Consider the following 18025-nt stretch of genomic DNA (forward strand, 5'->3'; position numbering starts at 1 on the left):
GCCGAGCCGGGGACCGCCCGCCGACAGGCGCTACCCCCGCCTGCCAGTATCGAGGCCGAATCGATTCGGCGGCAGTCGTTTTCGTGCACCAATCTCCCCGCAACGCCCGGTTTGCCGGGATACTCGGAAGAGTCACCCGCGGATCGCACGCGGGCGAGCAGGGGAGAGGACGACGTCAATGGCCTTGGTGGTACAGAAATTCGGTGGCTCATCGGTCGCCACGGCGGAGCGCATCCGCCGGGTCGCCGAGCGGATCGTGGAGACCAAGAAGCAGGGCAACGACGTGGTCGTGGTGTGCTCGGCGATGGGCGACACCACCGACGAGCTGCTCGACCTGGCGGGGCAGGTGGCCCCGGCGCCACCGCCGCGCGAGATGGACATGCTGCTCACCTCCGGTGAACGCATCTCGAATGCCCTGGTGGCCATGGCGATTCACGCTCTGGGTGCCGACGCGCGGTCACTGACCGGTTCCCAGGCCGGTGTCATCACCACCGGCGCGCACGGCAACGCCAAGATCATCGAGGTCGATCCCGGCCGGGTGCGGCGCGCCCTCGACGACGGCGAGATCGTGCTGGTCGCAGGGTTCCAGGGCGTCAGCCAGGACAGTCGTGACGTGACGACGCTGGGCCGTGGCGGTTCCGACACCACCGCCGTCGCGCTGGCCGCGGCACTGCACGCCGATGTCTGCGAGATCTACACCGATGTCGACGGCGTGTTCACCGCCGACCCGCGCATCGTCGCCGACGCCCAGAAACTCGATCAGATCTCCTACGAGGAGATGCTCGAGATGGCGGCCTGCGGCTCCAAGGTGCTGATGCTGCGCTGCGTGGAATACGCGCGCCGCTACCACGTTCCGGTGCACGTGCGCTCGTCCTACACCGACGGCATCGGCACCACCGTCCACGGCTCGATGGCCGACATCCCGGCCGACCAGGCGGTGCTCACCGGCATCGCGCACGACCGCGCCGAGGCCAAGATCACCGTGGTGGGCCTGCCCGACGAACCCGGCTACGCGGCCAGGGTGTTCCGGGCGGTCGCCGACGCCGAGATCGGTATCGACATGGTGGTCCAGAACACCGGCACCGGCCGCACCGACATCACCTTCACCCTGCCCGCCGCCGACGGTGCCCGGGCCGTCGCGCTGCTGCGCTCGCGCCGCGCCGAGATCGGGTTCGCCGACGTGCGCTACGACGACCGGGTAGGCAAGGTGTCGCTGATCGGCGCGGGCATGAAGAACCATCCCGGGGTGACGGCGACCTTCTGCGAGGCGCTGGCCGCGGCGGGCATCAATCTCGATCTCATCGCCACCTCGCAGATCCGCATCTCGGTGCTGGTCCGCGACACCGAGCTCGACGACGCGGTCCAGGTGCTGCATCGCGCCTTCGACCTGGGTGGGCCCGAGGTCGCGGTCGTGCACGGCGGCACCGGCCGCTGAACCGGGCATAATCGATCGATCGGCGAAACCTCGACGGTCGGAGGACACGTGAGCACTCGGCTGAGCTCGTACACCCGGGCGGGACTCGAGTTCGACGTGGTCGACACGGGCCCGCTCGACGGGCCCGTTGTCGTTGCCCTGCACGGCTTTCCGCAGACGGCCACCTCCCTCACGGAGCTGACCGGCCTGCTCGCCGACCGTGGCTACCGCACCCTCGCCCCGAACCAGCGCGGATACTCACCCGGCGCCCGCCCGCGCGGCCGCCGCGCCTACCGGGTGTCCGAGCTGGTCGCCGACGTCGTCGCGCTGATCGAGACGATCGACCGCGGCCCCGTGCACCTGGTCGGCCACGACTGGGGTGCCATGGTCGCGTGGGCGGTGGCGGGGGCCCGGCCCGAACTGATCAGCTCGCTGGTCACGATCTCGGTCCCGCATCCCGGCGCCTTCCTGCGATCGCTGACCAGCAGCGACCAGCTGCTGCGCTCGTACTACATCGGGCTGTTCCAGCTGCCGGTCCTGCCGGAATACCTGCTGCGCACCCGGCCAGCGCTGCTGGACCGGGTGCTGAACTCCACCAGGATGCCGCCCGCGGCGATCGCGCGCGTGCACACCGAGATCGTCGACGGTGGCGCGCTCACCGGCGGTCTGAACTGGTATCGGGGCCTGCCGTTCGGCGGCGGCGTCGGCCCGATCGCGGTACCGGTGACCCACGTGTGGAGCACCGGTGACACCGCGCTGAGCCGCCGCGGCGCCGAACTCGCCGGGCAGTACGCGCGCGGCGACTACCGGCTGGTCGTGCTCGACGGCGCCTCGCACTGGCTGCCCGAGGAACACCCGGCCGAGCTGGCCGAGATCATCGCCGAGCGGATCGAGTCCACCCGCTCCTGACGCCGATGGTCAGGGATGGACCAGCGGACGCCAGGCCGCGGCGGTGGCGGGGATGAGCGGCGCCGGTGGCAGCGCCGCGCGCGCGGCCAGCCGCTCGACGATCCGCGCGCGCACCCCGCACCACTCGTCGTGCAGGATCGAATAGAACGCGGTGTCGCGCACCGCGCCGTCGAGCCCGCGCGAATGTGCCCGGCGCACACCGTCACACACGGCACCGAGCCGTTCGATCGCCGCGCGGGAACGCTGGTTGCGGGCGTCGGCGCGCAGGCTCACCCGGCGCACACCCCAGCTGTCGAAGGCGTGGGTGAGCAGCAGCAGTTTGGACTCGAGATTCACCTGGCCACCGCGCACCGCGGGCACCAGCCAGGTGTTGCCGATCTCGACGGCGTCGGGAATCGCGCCGCCGGGCAGCGCGGTCACCGGCTCGGCCGACAACGGCCAGGTCAGCGGGCCCTGCCAGTAGTCCAGACGGGTGAAGCGGGTCGCGCCGACCACACAGTCGTCGGCGGTGGTGCGGATCGCGAAAGCCAGCGCGGTGCCTGCCAGCTGCGCGGCCTCGGCTTGGAAGACATAGGTGCGCGCCTCCTGTTCACCGTGCGGGACGATGGTGAACCCGGCTTGTCCGTCGAGCGCGGCCGCCGCGGCGACCAGGCCGGGAACGTGGTGGGGTGCAAGCGGTTCCAGCCGTGCGATGCGGCCATCGAGGATAACGGGTGCGGGCATGGTGTCCGGCGTCCTTCGTCTGATGAGGGTCGCCGAATCACGAGGGCGTGGATCTCACGCGGCACGTGATAGCGGCGAAGCGACACGAACGATCCAGCGGCATCGAAAAAAGCAAGAGGACGATAACCTACCGTGCCGCGTTCGCCCACACGAACGCACGAGATGTCGGGACCGGAAAATTTCCCGGTTTACCCGACCCGGACGAAACGCCTACCGTTTGTCGGCGATCGCCGCGACGATGAGTTCCTCCCACACCGACAGGTCCCGGTCGGCGGTGCCGATCTGCGGGGCCGTGCCGTCGGCCGGGCCGTGCTGGCGCCAGCGCGCCGCGGCCACCACACCGGGTTCCTGCAGGACGAGGTCGCCGAACAGTGTCTCGATCTCGGTGTCGGTGCGCCAGCGGCCGCGTCCGAAGGTCGACTGCAGCTTGCTCTCGGCCTCGATGGTCTCGGCGTTGTCACCCGAGCGGAAGTGCGAGATGAACACGCTGCTGCCCACCGGGATCTGCTCGGCCCAGTAGCGCACGACGGCCTGCGGGTCCTCGTCGTCGTTGAGGTGGTGCAGGATCGCGCTGAAGATCACGCCGATCGGCTTGTCGAAGTCGATGAGCCGGGCGACGTCGGGATGCTCGCGGATCTCGGTGGAATCGCGGACGTCGGCGTGGATGACGGTGGTGTTGGCGTCGGTGGCCAGTAGCGCGCGTCCGTGCGCGAGCACGATCGGGTCGTTGTCGATGTAGACCACCCGGGCGTCCGGATTCACCCGCTGCGCGACCTGGTGCACATTGTCGGCGGTGGGCAGGCCGGAACCGAAGTCGAGGAACTGGGTCAGCCCGGCGGCCGCCATCTCGCGGACCGCGCGGGTGAGCGCCTGCCGGTTGGTGAAGGCGATCGCCACCGAACCGGGCAGGTTCAGTTTGAAGTGGTCGCCGACCGCGCGGTCGACCTCGTAGTTGTCCTTGCCGCCGAGAAGATAGTCGTAGACCCGGGCGATGCTCGGCGTCGACTGGTCGATCACGTTCGCGCTGTCGCTCATCGTCGAGGACCTCTCCCACTGTGCTGGTACATGATGTCGCCCATCGTAGGAGAACTTCGGCGTGTCGGCAGGGTTTCCATGCGCGGGTGGGGACGAAATCGGTTCAGGGCGTATCGGTTACGGTGCCGGGTGCCGGTGCGGGATCGGCTCCGCGACGACCGGTCCGTTGGGGTGGGTCACAGTGGTGATGCCCTCGCGATCGGAGGTGTTCACGCACGTCGAAGCCGTAACGGTTCGATAAATCACAGCGGTGACACTATTTTGAGCAAACGTCCAGTTGTTCTGCTGTTTCGCCAGTACCGAGACCGGTTCGCGCACGGTGCCGCGTTCGTTACCATCTCGTGTCGCACATGCGTTCGATGTGATGCAGATCACACTAGGGTGTCTTTCGTCCGATTCGGGTGGCACGCTCGTAATTGCTGAACGTTAACCGTTTGTGATCATTGCCAGGGTCGGTGCGGACCTTGTGTCACGAACGCACCACAGGGGATCCATCAGTGATCACCCGACGGCCGTGTCGCTACGGCCTTCCGGAAGGGGCCGCATGGTTATGAGCAGCATGTACTTCGAGTCCGACAGCAACCTCTCGGTTACCGGCTGCGATCGCCGCGTCACCGCGAATCCGACCGCCGAATCCCCGCTCACCCCGCTGGCGATGCCCGGCCTGATCCTCGGGATGACCCTGCTCGGGCTCGGCATCATCGCCTCGGTCCGCCTGGGCGACTGGACTGGCGACTACGGCATGGCGCTGGTCGTGCTGGCCTATGTCTTCTATATGGCCGCCGCGGCCCGCCTGGTGCAGTGGAGCGGGTTCACGGTCTGGGCGTCGCGCCACCGTTGACGACCATCGCTCAGCCGTCGCGCAGAATCCGCGCGGCGGCCTCGAGTCCGTCGGCCGAGCCGACCACGATCAACACATCACCCGCGCTGATCGCGAACTCCGGTCCCGGTGACGCGAGCACGGCGCCGGTGCGCATCGCGGCCACGATCGAGGCCTTGGTGCGGGTGCGCATCCGTGTCTCGCCGAGCGTGCGCCCGGCATAGGGCGACCCGGCGGTGATCGGGAACTGGCGGGTGCGCACGCCGTCGAAATCGCGATGCTCGGCTTCCAGCTGGGCCACCACGCGCGGGGCGCCGAGCAGACTGGCCAGCGCCGACGCCTCGTCGGCCGAGAGCGCGACCTGATCGGTGACCTCCGGGTTCCCCGGCCTGCCCACGAGCAGCTCGATGGTGCCGTCGCGCCGCTCGACCACGCCGATGCGGCGCCCGCCCTTGCGCGCCACGAAATCCTTGCGTACCCCCACGCCGGGCAGTGGCGTCACGTCGATCTGCACACCGTCCACTGTAACCGGACAAATTGGACGAACGCTGGTCACAGTTCGACGGCTGGGTGGTGTCGAAGAGTTATCCGTCATTCGCCCGTGGATAACCGTGGGGCTGTGCGTCTTCCGGCCGCCTCGCCTTTTCCATTACAGTGCAGGAATTGCTCCACTCCTTGCGACGGAGGTACGGATATGGCCGATCCCGAGCGTGGACCCACCGGAGAAGATCCCGATATTCCCACCACCGTTTTGACCCCGTCCTCGGTGCCGGGGACCGGACCGGCGAATCGCCTCATCCGCCCCGATACCGACACCCCCGTCCGGGTGCCCCGCACGGTCGAGAAGGACTCCGAACGGGTACTGGTGTCCCCGGTGACCGAGCCGCCCGCACCGGCCGACGATTCACCCGAACGCGTCGCGATCCGCGCGCGGATCAAGAAATTCGTCCTCACCGTCGTGATCATCGCCGCCCTCGGCGGCGCGCTGTTCGGCTACGACACCGGCGTCATCTCCGGCGTGCTGGTCTTCCTGACCCCGGATTTCGGCCTGTCCCAGGCCCAGGTCGGCGTGATCACCAGTTCGCTGCTGATCGGAGCCGCGATCGGCTCGATCTCCGGTGGCTGGATGGCCGACCGCTGGGGCAGGCGCGCGACCCTGCTCTTCGCGGGCGGGCTGTTCCTGGTCGGCGCGATCGCCCAGGCGGCCGCGCCCAACGCCTCGGTCATGATCGTCACCCGGCTCGTGCTCGGCGTGGCCGTCGGCACCGCGTCGCTGGTCGTGCCGATGTACGTCTCGGAAATCGCCCCGGCCACCTATCGCGGCCGACTCGTGTCGATGAACAGTTTGATGATCGCGAGCGGCCAATTACTCGCCTATATCGTCAATGCGGCGCTGGCGCCGACCGGGAATTGGCGACTGATGTTGGCGATGGCGGCAATTCCCGCGGTCGCCCTACTGATCGGCATGTATTTCATGCCGGATTCACCGCGCTGGTACCTGAAAAAGGGCCGCGAGGACGATGCCAGAAAAGTGCTGCGGCGTTCCTATTATCCGGAGAACGTCGAACCGACCATGACCGCGATCGAGCACACCGAGGCCGCCGACGCGGCCGTCAAGGACAGTTTGCGCGACCAGCTGCGCAGGCCGAAGGTGCGCGCGCTGTTCGTCACCGGCATCGGGCTGGCGCTCATCCAGCAGTTCGTCGGCGTCAACACCGTCATCTACTACGCGCCGTCCACGCTGACCGCCGCGGGCATGGGCGACAACGCCGCCATCACGTCCTCGATCGGCATCGGTGTCGGCGCGGTGATCGGTGTGATCGTGGGCATGAGCCTGGTCGACCGGATCGGTCGCCGCCCGGTGATGTTCCTCGGGCTGACGATCATGATCGTCGCGCTGGTCGGTATGGCGCTGGTCGAGCGGCTGACCCAGAACACCGCCACCGGCTACATCCTGCTGGCGCTGATGATCGTCTACATCTCCTCGTTCCAGGTGGGTGTCGGCGTGCCCACCTGGCTGCTGCTCTCGGAGATCTTCCCCGCGCCGATCCGCGCCACCGCGATGAGTATCACCACCTTCCTCATCTGGATGGGCAACTTCGTCGTCTCCCTGGTGTTCCCGCCGCTGGGCGAACTGTGGGGCGCGTCGACGATGTTCGCGATCTTCGCGGTGGTCTCGGTGCTGTCGCTGGTGTTCTGCTACCGGCGGGTGCCCGAGACCAAGGGCGTGTCGCTGGAGCAGATCACCGCGGCGGCGGAGAGTTAGCACGATGTCGAACAGGCGGGCGGAAAGGGAGACGACATGCGAGCGTTGACTGTGGTGCCGAACCAGGCCGGATCGCTGAAGGTGGAGGAGGTCCCCGACCCGACGCCGGGACCGGGCGAACTCCTCGTCGACGGGGTGTCGCTGGGCATCTGCGGCACCGACCGGGAGATCGCGAGCGGCCTCTACGGCTGGGCGCCACCGGGCAAGGAACGGCTCGTGCTCGGCCACGAATCGCTGGGCCGGGTGCGGACCGCGCCGGACGGAAGTGGTTTCGCCCCCGGCGACCTCGTCGTCGGCATCGTGCGGCGACCGGACCCGGTGCCATGTGGCGCGTGCGAGCGCGGCGAGTTCGACATGTGCCGCAACGGTCGCTACGTCGAGCGCGGCATCAAAGAGATCGACGGCTACGGCTCGACGGCGTGGGTGGTGCGGGCCGACTACACGGTGAAACTCGATCCGGCGCTGACCGAGGTCGGCGTGCTGATGGAGCCGACCACGGTGGTGGCCAAGGCCTGGGACCAGATCGAGCGGATCAACCAGCGCGCCTGGTTCGAGCCGAAATCGGTGCTGGTCACCGGCGCCGGGCCGATCGGCCTGCTGGCCGCGCTGCTCGGCGCCCAGCGCGGGCTCGACGTGCACGTCCTGGACCGCTCCGACGAGGGCCCGAAACCGGGCCTGGTCGCCGACCTGGGCGCCACCTTCCACACCGCCTCGGCCGCGGAGGTGGCCGACAAGATCCAGCCCGACATCGTCGTCGAGGCGACGGGCGCGCCCGCGGTGGCGCTGCAGGCGATGGAGGTGAACAACCCGGGCGTCATCGTCTGCCTGACCGGCGTCTCCTCACCGGGCACCGACACCGAGGTCGACGTCGGCGGCCTGAACCGCAACATCGTGCTGGACAACGCGCTGGTGTTCGGCTCGGTCAACGCCAATCGGCACCACTACGAACTCGCCGCCGACGCCCTGGCGAAGGCGGACGCATCCTGGCTGACCCGGCTGATCACCCGGCGACTGCCGCTCGAGCGCGCGCTCGAGGCCTTCGATCCGGGTGACCACGCCGACATCAAGGTCGTTGTCGACCTCTGAGCCGACCTCAGGACCGCGGCGGATCGACGAAGATGTCGTATTCCAGTTCGCCCGCGCCGCCGTAGGCCGACAGGTCGGTGATGCCCTCCGCGCGCAGCACGTCCACATCGAGGAAGGTGTTGCCGGTGGTGGTGCGCGCGTCCTTGCCGAGGATGGCGACCGCGGCGTCGGCGACGATCTCCGGGGTGCGGGCCTTGGCGATGGCCTCGTCGCCGCCGAGCAGGTTCTGCACCGCGGCGGTCGCGATCAGCGTCTCGGGCCACAGGCAGTTGGCCGCCACCCCGTGCTCGGCGTACTCGGCCGCCCAGCCCAGCGTCAGCAGGGACATGCCGTACTTGGCGAGCATGTAGGCCGGGTACTGGCCGAGCCATTTCTGGCTGAGGTTCAGCGGCGGGGACAGGCTCAGGATGTGCGCGTTGTCGCTCTCGCGCAGATGCGGCAGACAGGTCGAGGACAGCAGATAGGTGCCGCGCAGCTGGATCTGCTGCATGAGGTCGAAGCGCTTGATCGGCAGTTCCTCGGTGGGGGCCAGCGCGATCGCCGAGGCGTTGTTGACGCAGTAGTCGATGCCGCCGAAACGCGCCACCGCCTTGGCCACCGCGTCGCGCACCGAGGTCTCGTCGCGCACGTCGCCCACCACGGCCAGCGCCTGGCCACCGGCCGCCTCGATCTCGGCGGCGGCGGTGTGGATGGTGCCGGGCAGGCGCGGATCGGGCACATCGGTCTTGGCGAGCAGCACGATATTGGCGCCCTGGCGCGCGGCGGCCACGGCGATGGCCAGGCCGATACCGCGGCTGCCACCGGACATGATCATCGTGCGCCCGGCGAGCGGGAACGGGGCTGTCATGGGGACTCCTTGTCGTGGACGAGACCGCGAGGCGGCTGCTACGCGGTGACGTTACAGTTCCAAAACGGGCGTGGCAATACTGAAATATGTACACTCGAGGCGTGAAAAGCGCTGTGACCGGCCCCGACGTCGGTATCCGTCCGGTGTCCGCGCGCTCGGCGCTGGTCCGCATCCTCATCGCCGCCGATTCCCCGACGATGACCTCCCGCGAGATCTGCGCGGTCACCACCGCCATCGGCTACCCCGAGGCCACCATCCGCGTGGCGGTGTCCCGGATGGTCGCGGCGGGGGAACTGCTGCGCGATCGTCGCTCCTACACCCTGGTCCCCGACCTGCGCGCGCGGCGCGGCGAACTCACCGCCCCGCCCACCCGGCCGTGGGCGGGGGACTGGGACCAGGTCGTGGTCACCGCGAGCGGTCGCCCCGCCGCCGACCGGGCGGCGCTGCGCGCGGCACTGCTGTCCGCGCGGCTGGCCGAGTTGCGCGAGGGGGTCTGGATGCGTCCGGCCAATCTCGACCGTCCCTGGCCGAGTGCCTTCGACGACGCCTTGTTGCGGCTGCGGACCCATTCCGTCGACGACCCGGTGACACTCGCGCACCGCCTGTGGCCGCTGGGCGACTGGGCCGCGCGCGCCGTCGGCATTCTCGCCGCCACCGAAACCCCCGATCCCACGGCGAGATTCGCCGCCGTCTGCGCGGGCCTGGACCATCTCACCACCGACCCGGTACTGCCCGCCGAACTCCTGCCCGTCGACTGGCCCGTCGACCGGTTGCGCGCGGCGACCAGCGCGTATCTCGCGTGGTTCCGCGCCCTCGCCCCCGCCGACGTCGACCGCTGAAAAGCCCAGGCTTCGACACACATCCACGGTAACTCCTGTGCGCCTCCCTCGGTGCGCGGTGATCAGCGCCTACGATGGGGGCAGCCGTGCGACGTGGCGGCGCCGCATGGTGCGTGGGGAAGGACCCGCCCCGACAGTAGGGGCGGGTCGCACACACCGGCCGCAGTGAGCGCCACGCCACGGTGTTCGTTGGTTTCCGGTTTCCGATGCCGCGCAAGGCAATTCGTGCGCGGCATCGCCGGAACCGCCGGTCAGGGCGAGGCCTGCCGGTGTCCGTCGATGCCGAGCATCCCCAGCGCGAAGTCCGCGTACTCGGTCGCGATCTGCTCCGGCGTCGCGGCACCGCCGAGCCGAAACCATTGCGGCAGTGAGGTGCACATGGTCGCGATCGCGCGCCCGGCGGCCCGGGCCCGCCGGGTGTCCAGGCCCGCCTCGGTGAGCGCCGCGTCGATGTCGTCGTCGAGCTGGTGCTGGATGGCGTTGCGCGAGGCCGCGATCCGGCGCCGGTTGTCCGGGGACAGGCTGCGCATCTCGCTGGCGCCGATGAAGGCCAGCTCGCGGCGATGGGTGTGGAACAGCGCGAGCGCCTCCACCGCGCGCGCCACCCGGTCGCGTCCGGTCGCGGCCTCCGCGCGCGCCGCGCTCACCCGCAGGTGCAATTCGTCCATGGTCAGATCGAGCGCGCGGACCAGGAGATCCTGCTTGTCGCGGTAGTGGTGGTACACCCCGGGCACGCTCATGCCCGCGCGCTGCGCGATCGTCCGCATGGTGGCGCCGTGGTACCCGGTCTCGACGAACGCGGCGATGGCGGCGGCCAGGACCGGATCGATGTCGAGGGGCGGGAAGGAACGCCAGGACCGCGCGGCCCGGACGACATCGACGGTCGGGCGATGTGGCTCGGGGGCCGGGGTCTCGCCGAGCAGGGTCGACGCCGGGACACCGAAGGTCTCGGCCAGCACGATCAGCCGGGCGGCCGAGACACCGGTCTTGCCGTTCTCCACGGCGCTCAGCGTCGCCGGACTCACGCCCAAGCGCTGCGCGGTGTCCCGCAGCGACAGGCCCGCGGCGGTCCTGGCCAGGCGTACACGTGCGCCCAGCGACCGCTGTTCCGAGGTCTTCACCTGTTCAGAATAGCTGAACAAATGTGCCCAGGTCGACACCGACATTGACACACACAGCAACGACATGTCAGGGTCGAAAGCATTAGTTGCCGAGCGTTCGTTCGGCACGCGAGATCGAGGAGTTGGTCCGTGGCGATCGATCTGTCCCATTCCGCCGAGGTGCGGCGGCTGGCCGAGGCCACCCGCGCCTTCGTCCGCGAGCAGGTGCTCCCGCTCGACGACGCGCACGACGGTGACATCACCGCCGCCGGTGGCGAGAAGCTCCGGATCGAACTGCAGCAGGCCGCCCGTGACGCCGGGGTCTTCGCCCCGCACGCCCCCGTCGAGTTCGGCGGCCACGGGCTCGGGATGTCGGATCGCGCACCGGTGTTCGAGGAGGCGGGCTACTCGCTGTTCGGCCCCACCGCGCTCAATATCGCCGCCCCGGACGAGGGCAACGTCCACATGCTCGCCCACATCGCCGACCCCGAGCAGAAACAGCAGTACCTGGCACCGCTGGCCCGCGGTGAGGTGCGCTCGGCCTTCGCCATGACCGAGCCCGCGCCCGGCGCCGGATCGGACCCGTCCGCCCTCACCACCCGCGCCGTGCGCGCCGAGGGCGGCTGGCGGATCACCGGCCACAAGATGTTCATCACCGGTGCCGACGGCGCCGGATTCTTCATCATCATGGCCCGCACCTCCGGCGAACCCGGTCAGCGCGGCGGCGCGACCATGTTCCTCACCCCCGCCGACGCCCCCGGTCTGCGCGTCGGCAGGCACATCGACACCCTCGACCGCTCGATGCTCGGCGGCCACTGCGAGGTGTTCTTCGACGACCTGCTCGTCCCCGACTCGGCCGTACTGGGCGAGGTGGACCGCGGTTTCGAGTACGCCCAGGTGCGGCTCGGTCCCGCCCGGATGACGCACGTGATGCGCTGGCTGGGCGCTGCCCGGCGCGGCCACGACGTCGCGGTCGCGCGGGTCGCCGAGCGCGAGGGTTTCGGCTCGCGCCTGGGTGATCTCGGCATGATCCAGCAGATGATCGCCGACAACGAGATCGATATCGCCGCGACCCGCGCCCTGCTCACCCGCGCCTGCTGGGAACTCGACAACGGCGAATCCGCCGCCGACGCCACCTCCATCGCGAAAACCTATGCCGCCGAGGCGATCTTCCGGATCATCGACCGCAGCATGCAGATGTGTGGCGGGCTCGGCGTCGCCGCCGACCTGCCGCTGGCCCGACTCTCGCGCGAGGTGCGGCCGTTTCGCATCTACGACGGCCCCTCCGAGGTGCACCGGTGGGCCATCGCCAAGCGCGTGGTCGGCGCGGCCAAGCGCGCGCGGCGGGACAGCGAATGAGCCTGCCCGGCATGGATATCGCCGCCCTCGAACAATTCCTGCGCGACCAGGGTGTCGACGTGCGCGGCGCGCTGCGCGTGGAATTGATCAGCGGCGGCCGCTCGAATCTCACCTTCGCCGCCGCCGACGACGTGTCACGCTGGGTGGTCCGGCGGCCCCCGGTCGCCGGACTCACGCCCTCGGCGCACGACATGGCCCGCGAGTTCACCGTCACCAGCGCCCTGCGTGATTCCGCCGTCCCGGTGGCGCGCACCGTCGCCTTCGACGCCGACGGCACCGCCCTCGGCGCCCCGATGACGGTGGTCGACTTCGTCGACGGCACCGTGGTCCGCGACCAGGACGATCTCGCCGCCTTCTCCGACGACCAGGTCACCGCGGCCACCACCGCCCTGGTCCGCGTCCTGGCCGACCTGCACGCGGTCGACCCCGACGCGGTCGGGCTGTCCCGGTTCGGGCGGCCCACCGGCTTCGTCGAACGTCAAGTGACGCTGTGGGCCTCGCAGTGGGAACGGGTCAAGACCCGCGACCTGCCCGACGTCGCCACCCTCCGTTCCGCGCTGGTCGACGCCGTCCCCGGCCGATCGGCCGCCTCGATCGTGCACGGCGACTTCCGCATCGACAACACGATTCTCGACACCGCCGACCCCGGACGGGTTCGCGCCGTGGTCGATTGGGAACTGTCCACCCTCGGTGACCCGCTCACCGATGTCGCCCTGATGTGTGTCTACCGATCCCCGATCTTCGACCTGGTCCTCGGCTCCCGAGCCGCCTGGACCAGCGACCGCCTACCCACCCCCGACGCCCTCGCCCAGACCTACGCCACCGCCGCCGGACGCGACCTCGACGACTGGGGCTTCTACCTGGCCCTGGCCAACTTCAAGCTCGGCGTCATCGGCGAGGGCATCACCCACCGGGCCCGCCAGGGTTCCGACGCGGGCGCGGCCGCCGACCGCGCCGCCGAGGCCACCCCCGAATTCATGGCCGCTGGCCTGCGCGCACTCCGAGGACAACGATGACCCCCACCCGTTCCGCCCTGATCAGCGGTGCCTCCCGGGGCATTGGCCTCGGCATCGCGCACCGTCTCGCCCAGCAGGGCTACGGCCTCACCATCACCGCCCGCGACGCCGCCCGGCTCGACACCGTCGCCGCCGAACTGCGCGCGGCGGGCGCCGTCGAGGTGGTGCCGGTCGCCGCCGACATGGCCGACGAGGACGGCATCGACCGGGTCGTGGCCGTGCACGGCGACCATCACGACACCCTCTCGGCGCTGGTCCTCAATGCCGGAGTCGGCACCGCGGGCCCCCTCGCCGACGCCTCGATGCGGCGCTTCGACAAGACCGTCGCCGTCAATGTGCGTGCCCCGCTCCAGCTGATCCAGACCGCGCTGCCGCTGCTGCGCGCCGGTGCGGCCGCCGAACCGACACGCGGCGCCAAGGTCATCGCGCTGTCCTCGATCACCGGCGTCTACGCCGAAGCGGGCCTGGCCGTCTACGGCGCGGCCAAGGCGGCGCTCATCTCGCTGCTGGCCACGCTCAACGCCGAGGAATCCGGCAACGGTGTCACCGCCACCGCGCTCGCCCCCGGCTATGTCGACACCGAGATGAGCGCCTGGATCCACGATCGCGTTCCACCGGAGCGGATGCTCGCGGTGAACGACATCGTCGAGATGGTCGACGCGCTGCTGCGCCTGTCCGCCCGCGCGGTCGTCCCGGAGATCGTGCTCTCGCGCGCCGGGGCCGACGCCTATCACGCCTGACATCGACCCCGCGCGGCTCAGCTCACCCGGCGCTCGGGCTCGGAGCGGTAGCGGGTGTACCCACCGTCGATCTTGAGCAGCTTCCACAGCGGCCTGGTGACCGAACTGCGGAACCCGAGTTCGTCGGCGAGCGTGCGCATGTCACCGAAGAACCCGCTGAGGATCCGCCGCGAGGTGGGGCTGCGCCAGAACGCGTCCTTGAAGACCTCGTCGGGGATGTCGAACTTGCGGGCGAAGGACTTCGACGGTTTGACCAGCTCGTCGGCCAGCCAGCGCATCGCGATCGGGAACGCCGCCGCGCACACCGCCGAACTCACCGGGTTCATCCGCGCCACGTGATCGCGCAGGAACTCGTTGGCGAAGGAGATGTGCCGCGCCTCCTCGGCGATGTGGATCTCCATGATCCGCCGCAGCGTCGGCTGCGTCGCGCTGCCGGAACGCAGCAGCGCCTTCTGATAGTGGTCGATCGGCTCCTCGCCGCCGAGGATGCCGATGAACAGGATGACCCAGAAGTAACCGCCCGCGACCCCGATGAACGGCGAGGCCAGCCGGAACAGCGGCCGCATGCCGGGCACATCGTCACCGATGCGGTTCACCAGCTCCTGGAACATCTGGATGTGGTTGCACTCCTCGGTCATCTCGTGGAGGCAGTACCGGAATTCGGGGGAGCCGTTGGGCAGCGCCATGGCGTACTGCATCATCCCGCGGATCAGGATGGACTCGAACGCGAGCCCGACCTTGGCGGCATTGGCCTGACGCCAGCGCCCGATCTCGATGCGCCGCTCGAGCGGCAGATTCTGATACCAGCTCGTCGCGCCGAGCGGGTCGAGCTCGGCCGAGAGCACCCAGCGCGGATCGTCGCGGTCGATCGTGAGTTCGGCGGCGTCCCAGTCGATGTCGAGATACGGATCGAACCGCCGGTGGACCGATCCCTCCGACAGGGTGAGCAGGGTGTCCGCGTATTCCGGGTTCGTGGTTTTCGAGAACGTCATTGTTTCTCTCCATTGTCACCGGGATGGCCGAGGTACCGAACCATTCCCCATGTAACTGTAACGCACTGTCGCACCTATTTCCAGGGTCGTCAGTCGGCCCGGGGGATTCGCCCGTCGACATCGGTGAACCCGTACTCGACCGCGAGATCGGCGACCTTCCACGCCTGGCCCGCCCGGCTCGCGCGGTCCGGGTCCGCGGCCAGCGCGACCACGGCCCGGCCCGGGAATCGCGGGCTCTCGGCCGCGTCGAGATCGAAGGTGCCCTCGCCGGGCAGGCTGACCAGTCGACGCCCCTGCTCGTCGGCGGGCACCAGCTGCAACAGCTCGGTGTCGACGATGCCCGGCCAGATCGACACCGCCGTCGCGCCCGTCCCGTCGAGGTCGTGGGCCAGATCGGCGGTGAGCCGATCCAGCGCGGTCTTGCCGACGCCGTAGACGGCATTGTGCATGTACCGCCGCGCGCCGGGGGAGGAGACGTTGGCGATCAATCCCGCCGACTCGATCAGCGCGGGCGCGGCGAAAACGCTGGCCACATAGTGCGATCGAACGCCCACGTCGAAGGTCTCGTCCCACGCCTTCGGCGGCACATCCCAGAATTTGCGGCCGAGCCAGCGGGCCGCGGCGGGGGAGTTGTAGACATTGTTCACCAGCACGTCGAGCCTGTCTTGCTCGGCGCGGACCCGTGCGAACAGCTGCTCGACCGCCGCGTCGTCGCGATGATCGCAGACCACGGCCACGCCGGTCCCGCCCAGTTCGGTGATCTCGGCGGCGGTGTCGTGCACGGTGCCGGGCAGGCGGCCCGGCGCGGTGGTGCGTCCGGTGACATAGACCGTCGCCCCGGCCGCGCCGAGTTCCAGGGCGATGCCCTTGCCGATGCCACGGCTGGCTCCGGTCACCACCGCGACGCGCCCGGCCAGAATCTGGGGTGTTCCGCTCATGACCTCCGGACACTACCGTGAAATAAGAACACGTTCTAGAAATTGGAGATGGTAGTGGAGCAGACCCATCGATTCCTCGACACCGACGGCGCCCGGATACACCTCACCGAGCAGGGCACGGGCTTTCCCGTGGTGTTCTGTCACGGTTTCCCACACACCGGCTTCATCTGGCATCGCCAGCTATCCGCGGTGGCCGCGGCCGGATTCCACGCCATCGCCCCCGACCTGCGCGGATACGGTCGCACCGAAGCCCCCGCCGACATCACCGCCTACACCAACGCAGCCGTGATCGGTGACCTGCTGGCCCTGCTCGACGACCTCGGCGCGGAACAGGCCGTCTTCGTGGGCCTGGATTTCGGTGCCCAACTGGTCTGGGAACTCGCCCTGCGCGCCCCCGAGCGCGTGGCCGCCGCCGTCGTGCTCAACAACCCCTTCTCGCCCCGACCGCCGCGCACCCCGTCCGAATACTGGACCAAGGCCGCCCAGCGACACTTCCTGCACCTGGCCTATTTCCAGGAACCGGGCGTCGCCGACGCCGAATTGGCCGCGCGGCCACGGGAATTCCTCGCCCGCGTCTACTTCTCGCTCTCCGGCGACTACCACTACCTCGACACCTGGAAGAACCCGCCCGGCCTCGGCTACCTCGACGTGCTGCCGCAGGCCCCCGACCTGCCGTGGCCCTGGCTCAGCGAGGCCGAATTCGACACCCTGGCCACCGAATTCGAGCGCACCGGATTCACCGGCGGCCTGAACTGGTACCGCAATCTCGACCGCAACTGGGAACTGACCGAGCCCTTCGCCGGTGCCACCGTGCAGGTCCCCACCTATTTCCTCTACGGCGAGAACGACCCGGACATGGAGGGTTTCAGCGGCCGCGACCCCCTGGCCACGTTGCGCGCCTCGGTCACCGATCTGCGTGCGGTGGTGCGGGTTCCGGACGCCGGACACCTGGTCCAACTCGAACAGTCCGCCGCCGTCGACGCCTTCCTGCTCACCGCACTCCGCGAGGTCACCGTGCCCGCTCGGTCGTAGGCGGGACTACCAGTGCAGCGGTGTCGGCACGGCGAACGGCGGCACCTGCTCGGGCGTGACGGCCGAGACGACCTGCACGCCCGCGCCGAGGAAATTCGCCACCGCGCGATCGATGTGGTCGGCCGAGGTGACGATGACGGCGTCCCGCGCGCCGATCTCGCGCAGGATCATCGCGGAGAACAGGGCGTTCTGGACCGTCGAGTCGGCCTGCGGCTCGCGATGGATCCGCTCGGCGGCGATCCCGTGTTCGACCAACCAGGCCGTCATCGCGTCGGCCTCGGTGACGCCGTTGTGCGGATTGCCGCCGGTGACCACGATGGGCGACAGCGGCGCGAGCACGGCCTGGACGTAGCCCGCGGTCAGCCGGTCGACCAGCTCCGGGCGCATGCTCCCGTCGGGCAGCAATCCGTAGCCGAGGATGACGATCGCCGTCTCGGGACCGCGCACCCCCAGCGGCGCGACCGCCGCGGCCGGGCCGGGACCGGCCAGCACGAGTGGCGTGCCGAACACCGTCGACGTGGCGATCACCGCCCCGGCGACAGCGCAGGGGAGACGTCGGACGAACGAACGAAAGGGGACGAAAGGGGCGAACATGGGGACTCCCGAATATTCCGGTGATGTCGCCACAGAATCCGCTGTCCCGCCCCGAAATTCGTCGGCCATTCGCTGTTCCTGGACAATTCACACGCGGATCGCCGAGGTTTGGTGGTGCGCGGAAAGGGCACTGTTGTCGGCCCCAGCCGCAGTCGGTCACGATTGGGACGAACCCCGCCGGACCTCGTCGGATGCCGGTAGCAGGCGGTTCCTTCGGGTTTCTCCAAAGACCAGACCGGCCGTTATGTGACTGGCGACAATATCCCGGAGAATGGTTGCCGAGAGCATCCCGAACACCGATGGTTGATACGTGGG

Annotated in this window: 18 protein-coding genes; 10 read left to right on the forward strand and 8 right to left on the reverse strand. The window is 69.5% G+C overall.

The annotated features are described in order from the left end of the window. The first annotated feature begins 178 nt into the window (after positions 1-178). On the forward strand, positions 179-1435 hold the full coding sequence (locus tag QC180_RS24765) for an aspartate kinase (RefSeq protein ID WP_278265214.1): 1257 nt from the start codon (positions 179-181) through the stop codon (positions 1433-1435). A 48-nt stretch (positions 1436-1483) separates the two neighbouring features. Further along, complete coding sequence (locus tag QC180_RS24770) at positions 1484-2323, forward strand: alpha/beta fold hydrolase (RefSeq protein ID WP_278265215.1); 840 nt, start codon at positions 1484-1486, stop codon at positions 2321-2323. A 9-nt stretch (positions 2324-2332) separates the two neighbouring features. Here QC180_RS24770 and QC180_RS24775 read toward each other — a convergent pair whose 3' ends face one another. Both QC180_RS24775 and QC180_RS24780 read right to left on the reverse strand, forming a co-directional pair. Then, positions 2333-3046 carry a GNAT family N-acetyltransferase gene (locus QC180_RS24775; protein ID WP_278265216.1) on the reverse strand — a complete coding sequence of 238 codons (714 nt, stop codon included), beginning with the start codon at positions 3044-3046 and terminating at the stop codon, positions 2333-2335. Between the two features lie 210 nt (positions 3047-3256). Then, entirely contained in the window at positions 3257-4081 is an 825-nt protein-coding gene (locus tag QC180_RS24780; RefSeq protein ID WP_278265217.1) for an SAM-dependent methyltransferase, read from the reverse strand. A 550-nt stretch (positions 4082-4631) separates the two neighbouring features. On the opposite strand from QC180_RS24780, the gene QC180_RS24785 reads away from it, so the two are divergent. Continuing rightward, positions 4632-4922, forward strand: coding sequence for a hypothetical protein (locus tag QC180_RS24785; RefSeq protein WP_278265218.1), 291 nt, complete (start codon positions 4632-4634; stop codon positions 4920-4922). Positions 4923-4932: 10 nt separating this feature from the next. Here the strand turns inward: QC180_RS24785 and QC180_RS24790 are convergent, their stop codons facing one another. Beyond that, entirely contained in the window at positions 4933-5415 is a 483-nt protein-coding gene (locus tag QC180_RS24790) for a cation:proton antiporter regulatory subunit (protein ID WP_278265219.1), read from the reverse strand. 180 nt (positions 5416-5595) lie between these two features. Here QC180_RS24790 and QC180_RS24795 point away from each other — a divergent pair, with 180 nt between their 5' ends. Continuing rightward, a complete protein-coding gene (locus QC180_RS24795; protein WP_278265220.1) occupies positions 5596-7167 on the forward strand; it encodes a sugar porter family MFS transporter in 1572 nt (523 codons plus the stop codon). Between the two features lie 36 nt (positions 7168-7203). Further along, positions 7204-8253, forward strand: a complete 1050-nt coding sequence (locus QC180_RS24800) for a glucose 1-dehydrogenase (RefSeq protein ID WP_278265221.1) — start codon at positions 7204-7206, stop codon at positions 8251-8253. A 7-nt stretch (positions 8254-8260) separates the two neighbouring features. Here the strand turns inward: QC180_RS24800 and QC180_RS24805 are convergent, their stop codons facing one another. Then, positions 8261-9100 carry an SDR family oxidoreductase gene (locus QC180_RS24805; RefSeq protein WP_278265222.1) on the reverse strand — a complete coding sequence of 280 codons (840 nt, stop codon included), beginning with the start codon at positions 9098-9100 and terminating at the stop codon, positions 8261-8263. Between the two features lie 101 nt (positions 9101-9201). On the opposite strand from QC180_RS24805, the gene QC180_RS24810 reads away from it, so the two are divergent. Continuing rightward, on the forward strand, positions 9202-9939 hold the full coding sequence (locus tag QC180_RS24810) for a PaaX domain-containing protein, C- domain protein (RefSeq protein ID WP_278265223.1): 738 nt from the start codon (positions 9202-9204) through the stop codon (positions 9937-9939). Positions 9940-10190: 251 nt separating this feature from the next. Here QC180_RS24810 and QC180_RS24815 read toward each other — a convergent pair whose 3' ends face one another. Next, complete coding sequence (locus tag QC180_RS24815; RefSeq protein WP_278265224.1) at positions 10191-11060, reverse strand: TetR-type transcription factor C-terminal domain-containing protein; 870 nt, start codon at positions 11058-11060, stop codon at positions 10191-10193. A 129-nt stretch (positions 11061-11189) separates the two neighbouring features. Here QC180_RS24815 and QC180_RS24820 point away from each other — a divergent pair, with 129 nt between their 5' ends. Genes QC180_RS24820 through QC180_RS24830 form a run of 3 tightly spaced genes read left to right on the forward strand, consistent with a single transcriptional unit; the run spans position 11190 to position 14154 of the window. Further along, positions 11190-12398: an acyl-CoA dehydrogenase family protein gene (locus QC180_RS24820; RefSeq protein ID WP_278265225.1), complete on the forward strand. Its 1209-nt coding sequence runs from the start codon at positions 11190-11192 to the stop codon at positions 12396-12398. 11 nt (positions 12399-12409) lie between these two features. Further along, positions 12410-13414, forward strand: coding sequence for a phosphotransferase family protein (locus QC180_RS24825; RefSeq protein ID WP_278265226.1), 1005 nt, complete (start codon positions 12410-12412; stop codon positions 13412-13414). Continuing rightward, positions 13411-14154 carry an SDR family NAD(P)-dependent oxidoreductase gene (locus tag QC180_RS24830; protein WP_278265227.1) on the forward strand — a complete coding sequence of 248 codons (744 nt, stop codon included), beginning with the start codon at positions 13411-13413 and terminating at the stop codon, positions 14152-14154. The genes QC180_RS24825 and QC180_RS24830 overlap by 4 nt, the downstream gene beginning before the upstream one ends. Positions 14155-14171: 17 nt before the next feature. Here QC180_RS24830 and QC180_RS24835 read toward each other — a convergent pair whose 3' ends face one another. Both QC180_RS24835 and QC180_RS24840 read right to left on the reverse strand, forming a co-directional pair. Then, on the reverse strand, positions 14172-15146 hold the full coding sequence (locus tag QC180_RS24835) for an AurF N-oxygenase family protein (RefSeq protein ID WP_278265228.1): 975 nt from the start codon (positions 15144-15146) through the stop codon (positions 14172-14174). Positions 15147-15235: 89 nt separating this feature from the next. Next, on the reverse strand, positions 15236-16084 hold the full coding sequence (locus QC180_RS24840) for an SDR family NAD(P)-dependent oxidoreductase (protein ID WP_278265229.1): 849 nt from the start codon (positions 16082-16084) through the stop codon (positions 15236-15238). A 48-nt stretch (positions 16085-16132) separates the two neighbouring features. Here QC180_RS24840 and QC180_RS24845 point away from each other — a divergent pair, with 48 nt between their 5' ends. After that, complete coding sequence (locus tag QC180_RS24845; RefSeq protein WP_278265230.1) at positions 16133-17116, forward strand: alpha/beta fold hydrolase; 984 nt, start codon at positions 16133-16135, stop codon at positions 17114-17116. 6 nt (positions 17117-17122) lie between these two features. On the opposite strand, the gene QC180_RS24850 is transcribed toward QC180_RS24845, so the two are convergent. After that, entirely contained in the window at positions 17123-17710 is a 588-nt protein-coding gene (locus QC180_RS24850) for a YdcF family protein (RefSeq protein WP_278265231.1), read from the reverse strand. Positions 17711-18025 lie beyond the last annotated feature (315 nt).

Origin of the sequence: Nocardia anocheti (assembly GCF_029675105.1) — a bacterium.
Classification (GTDB): Bacteria; Actinomycetota; Actinomycetes; order Mycobacteriales; family Mycobacteriaceae; genus Nocardia.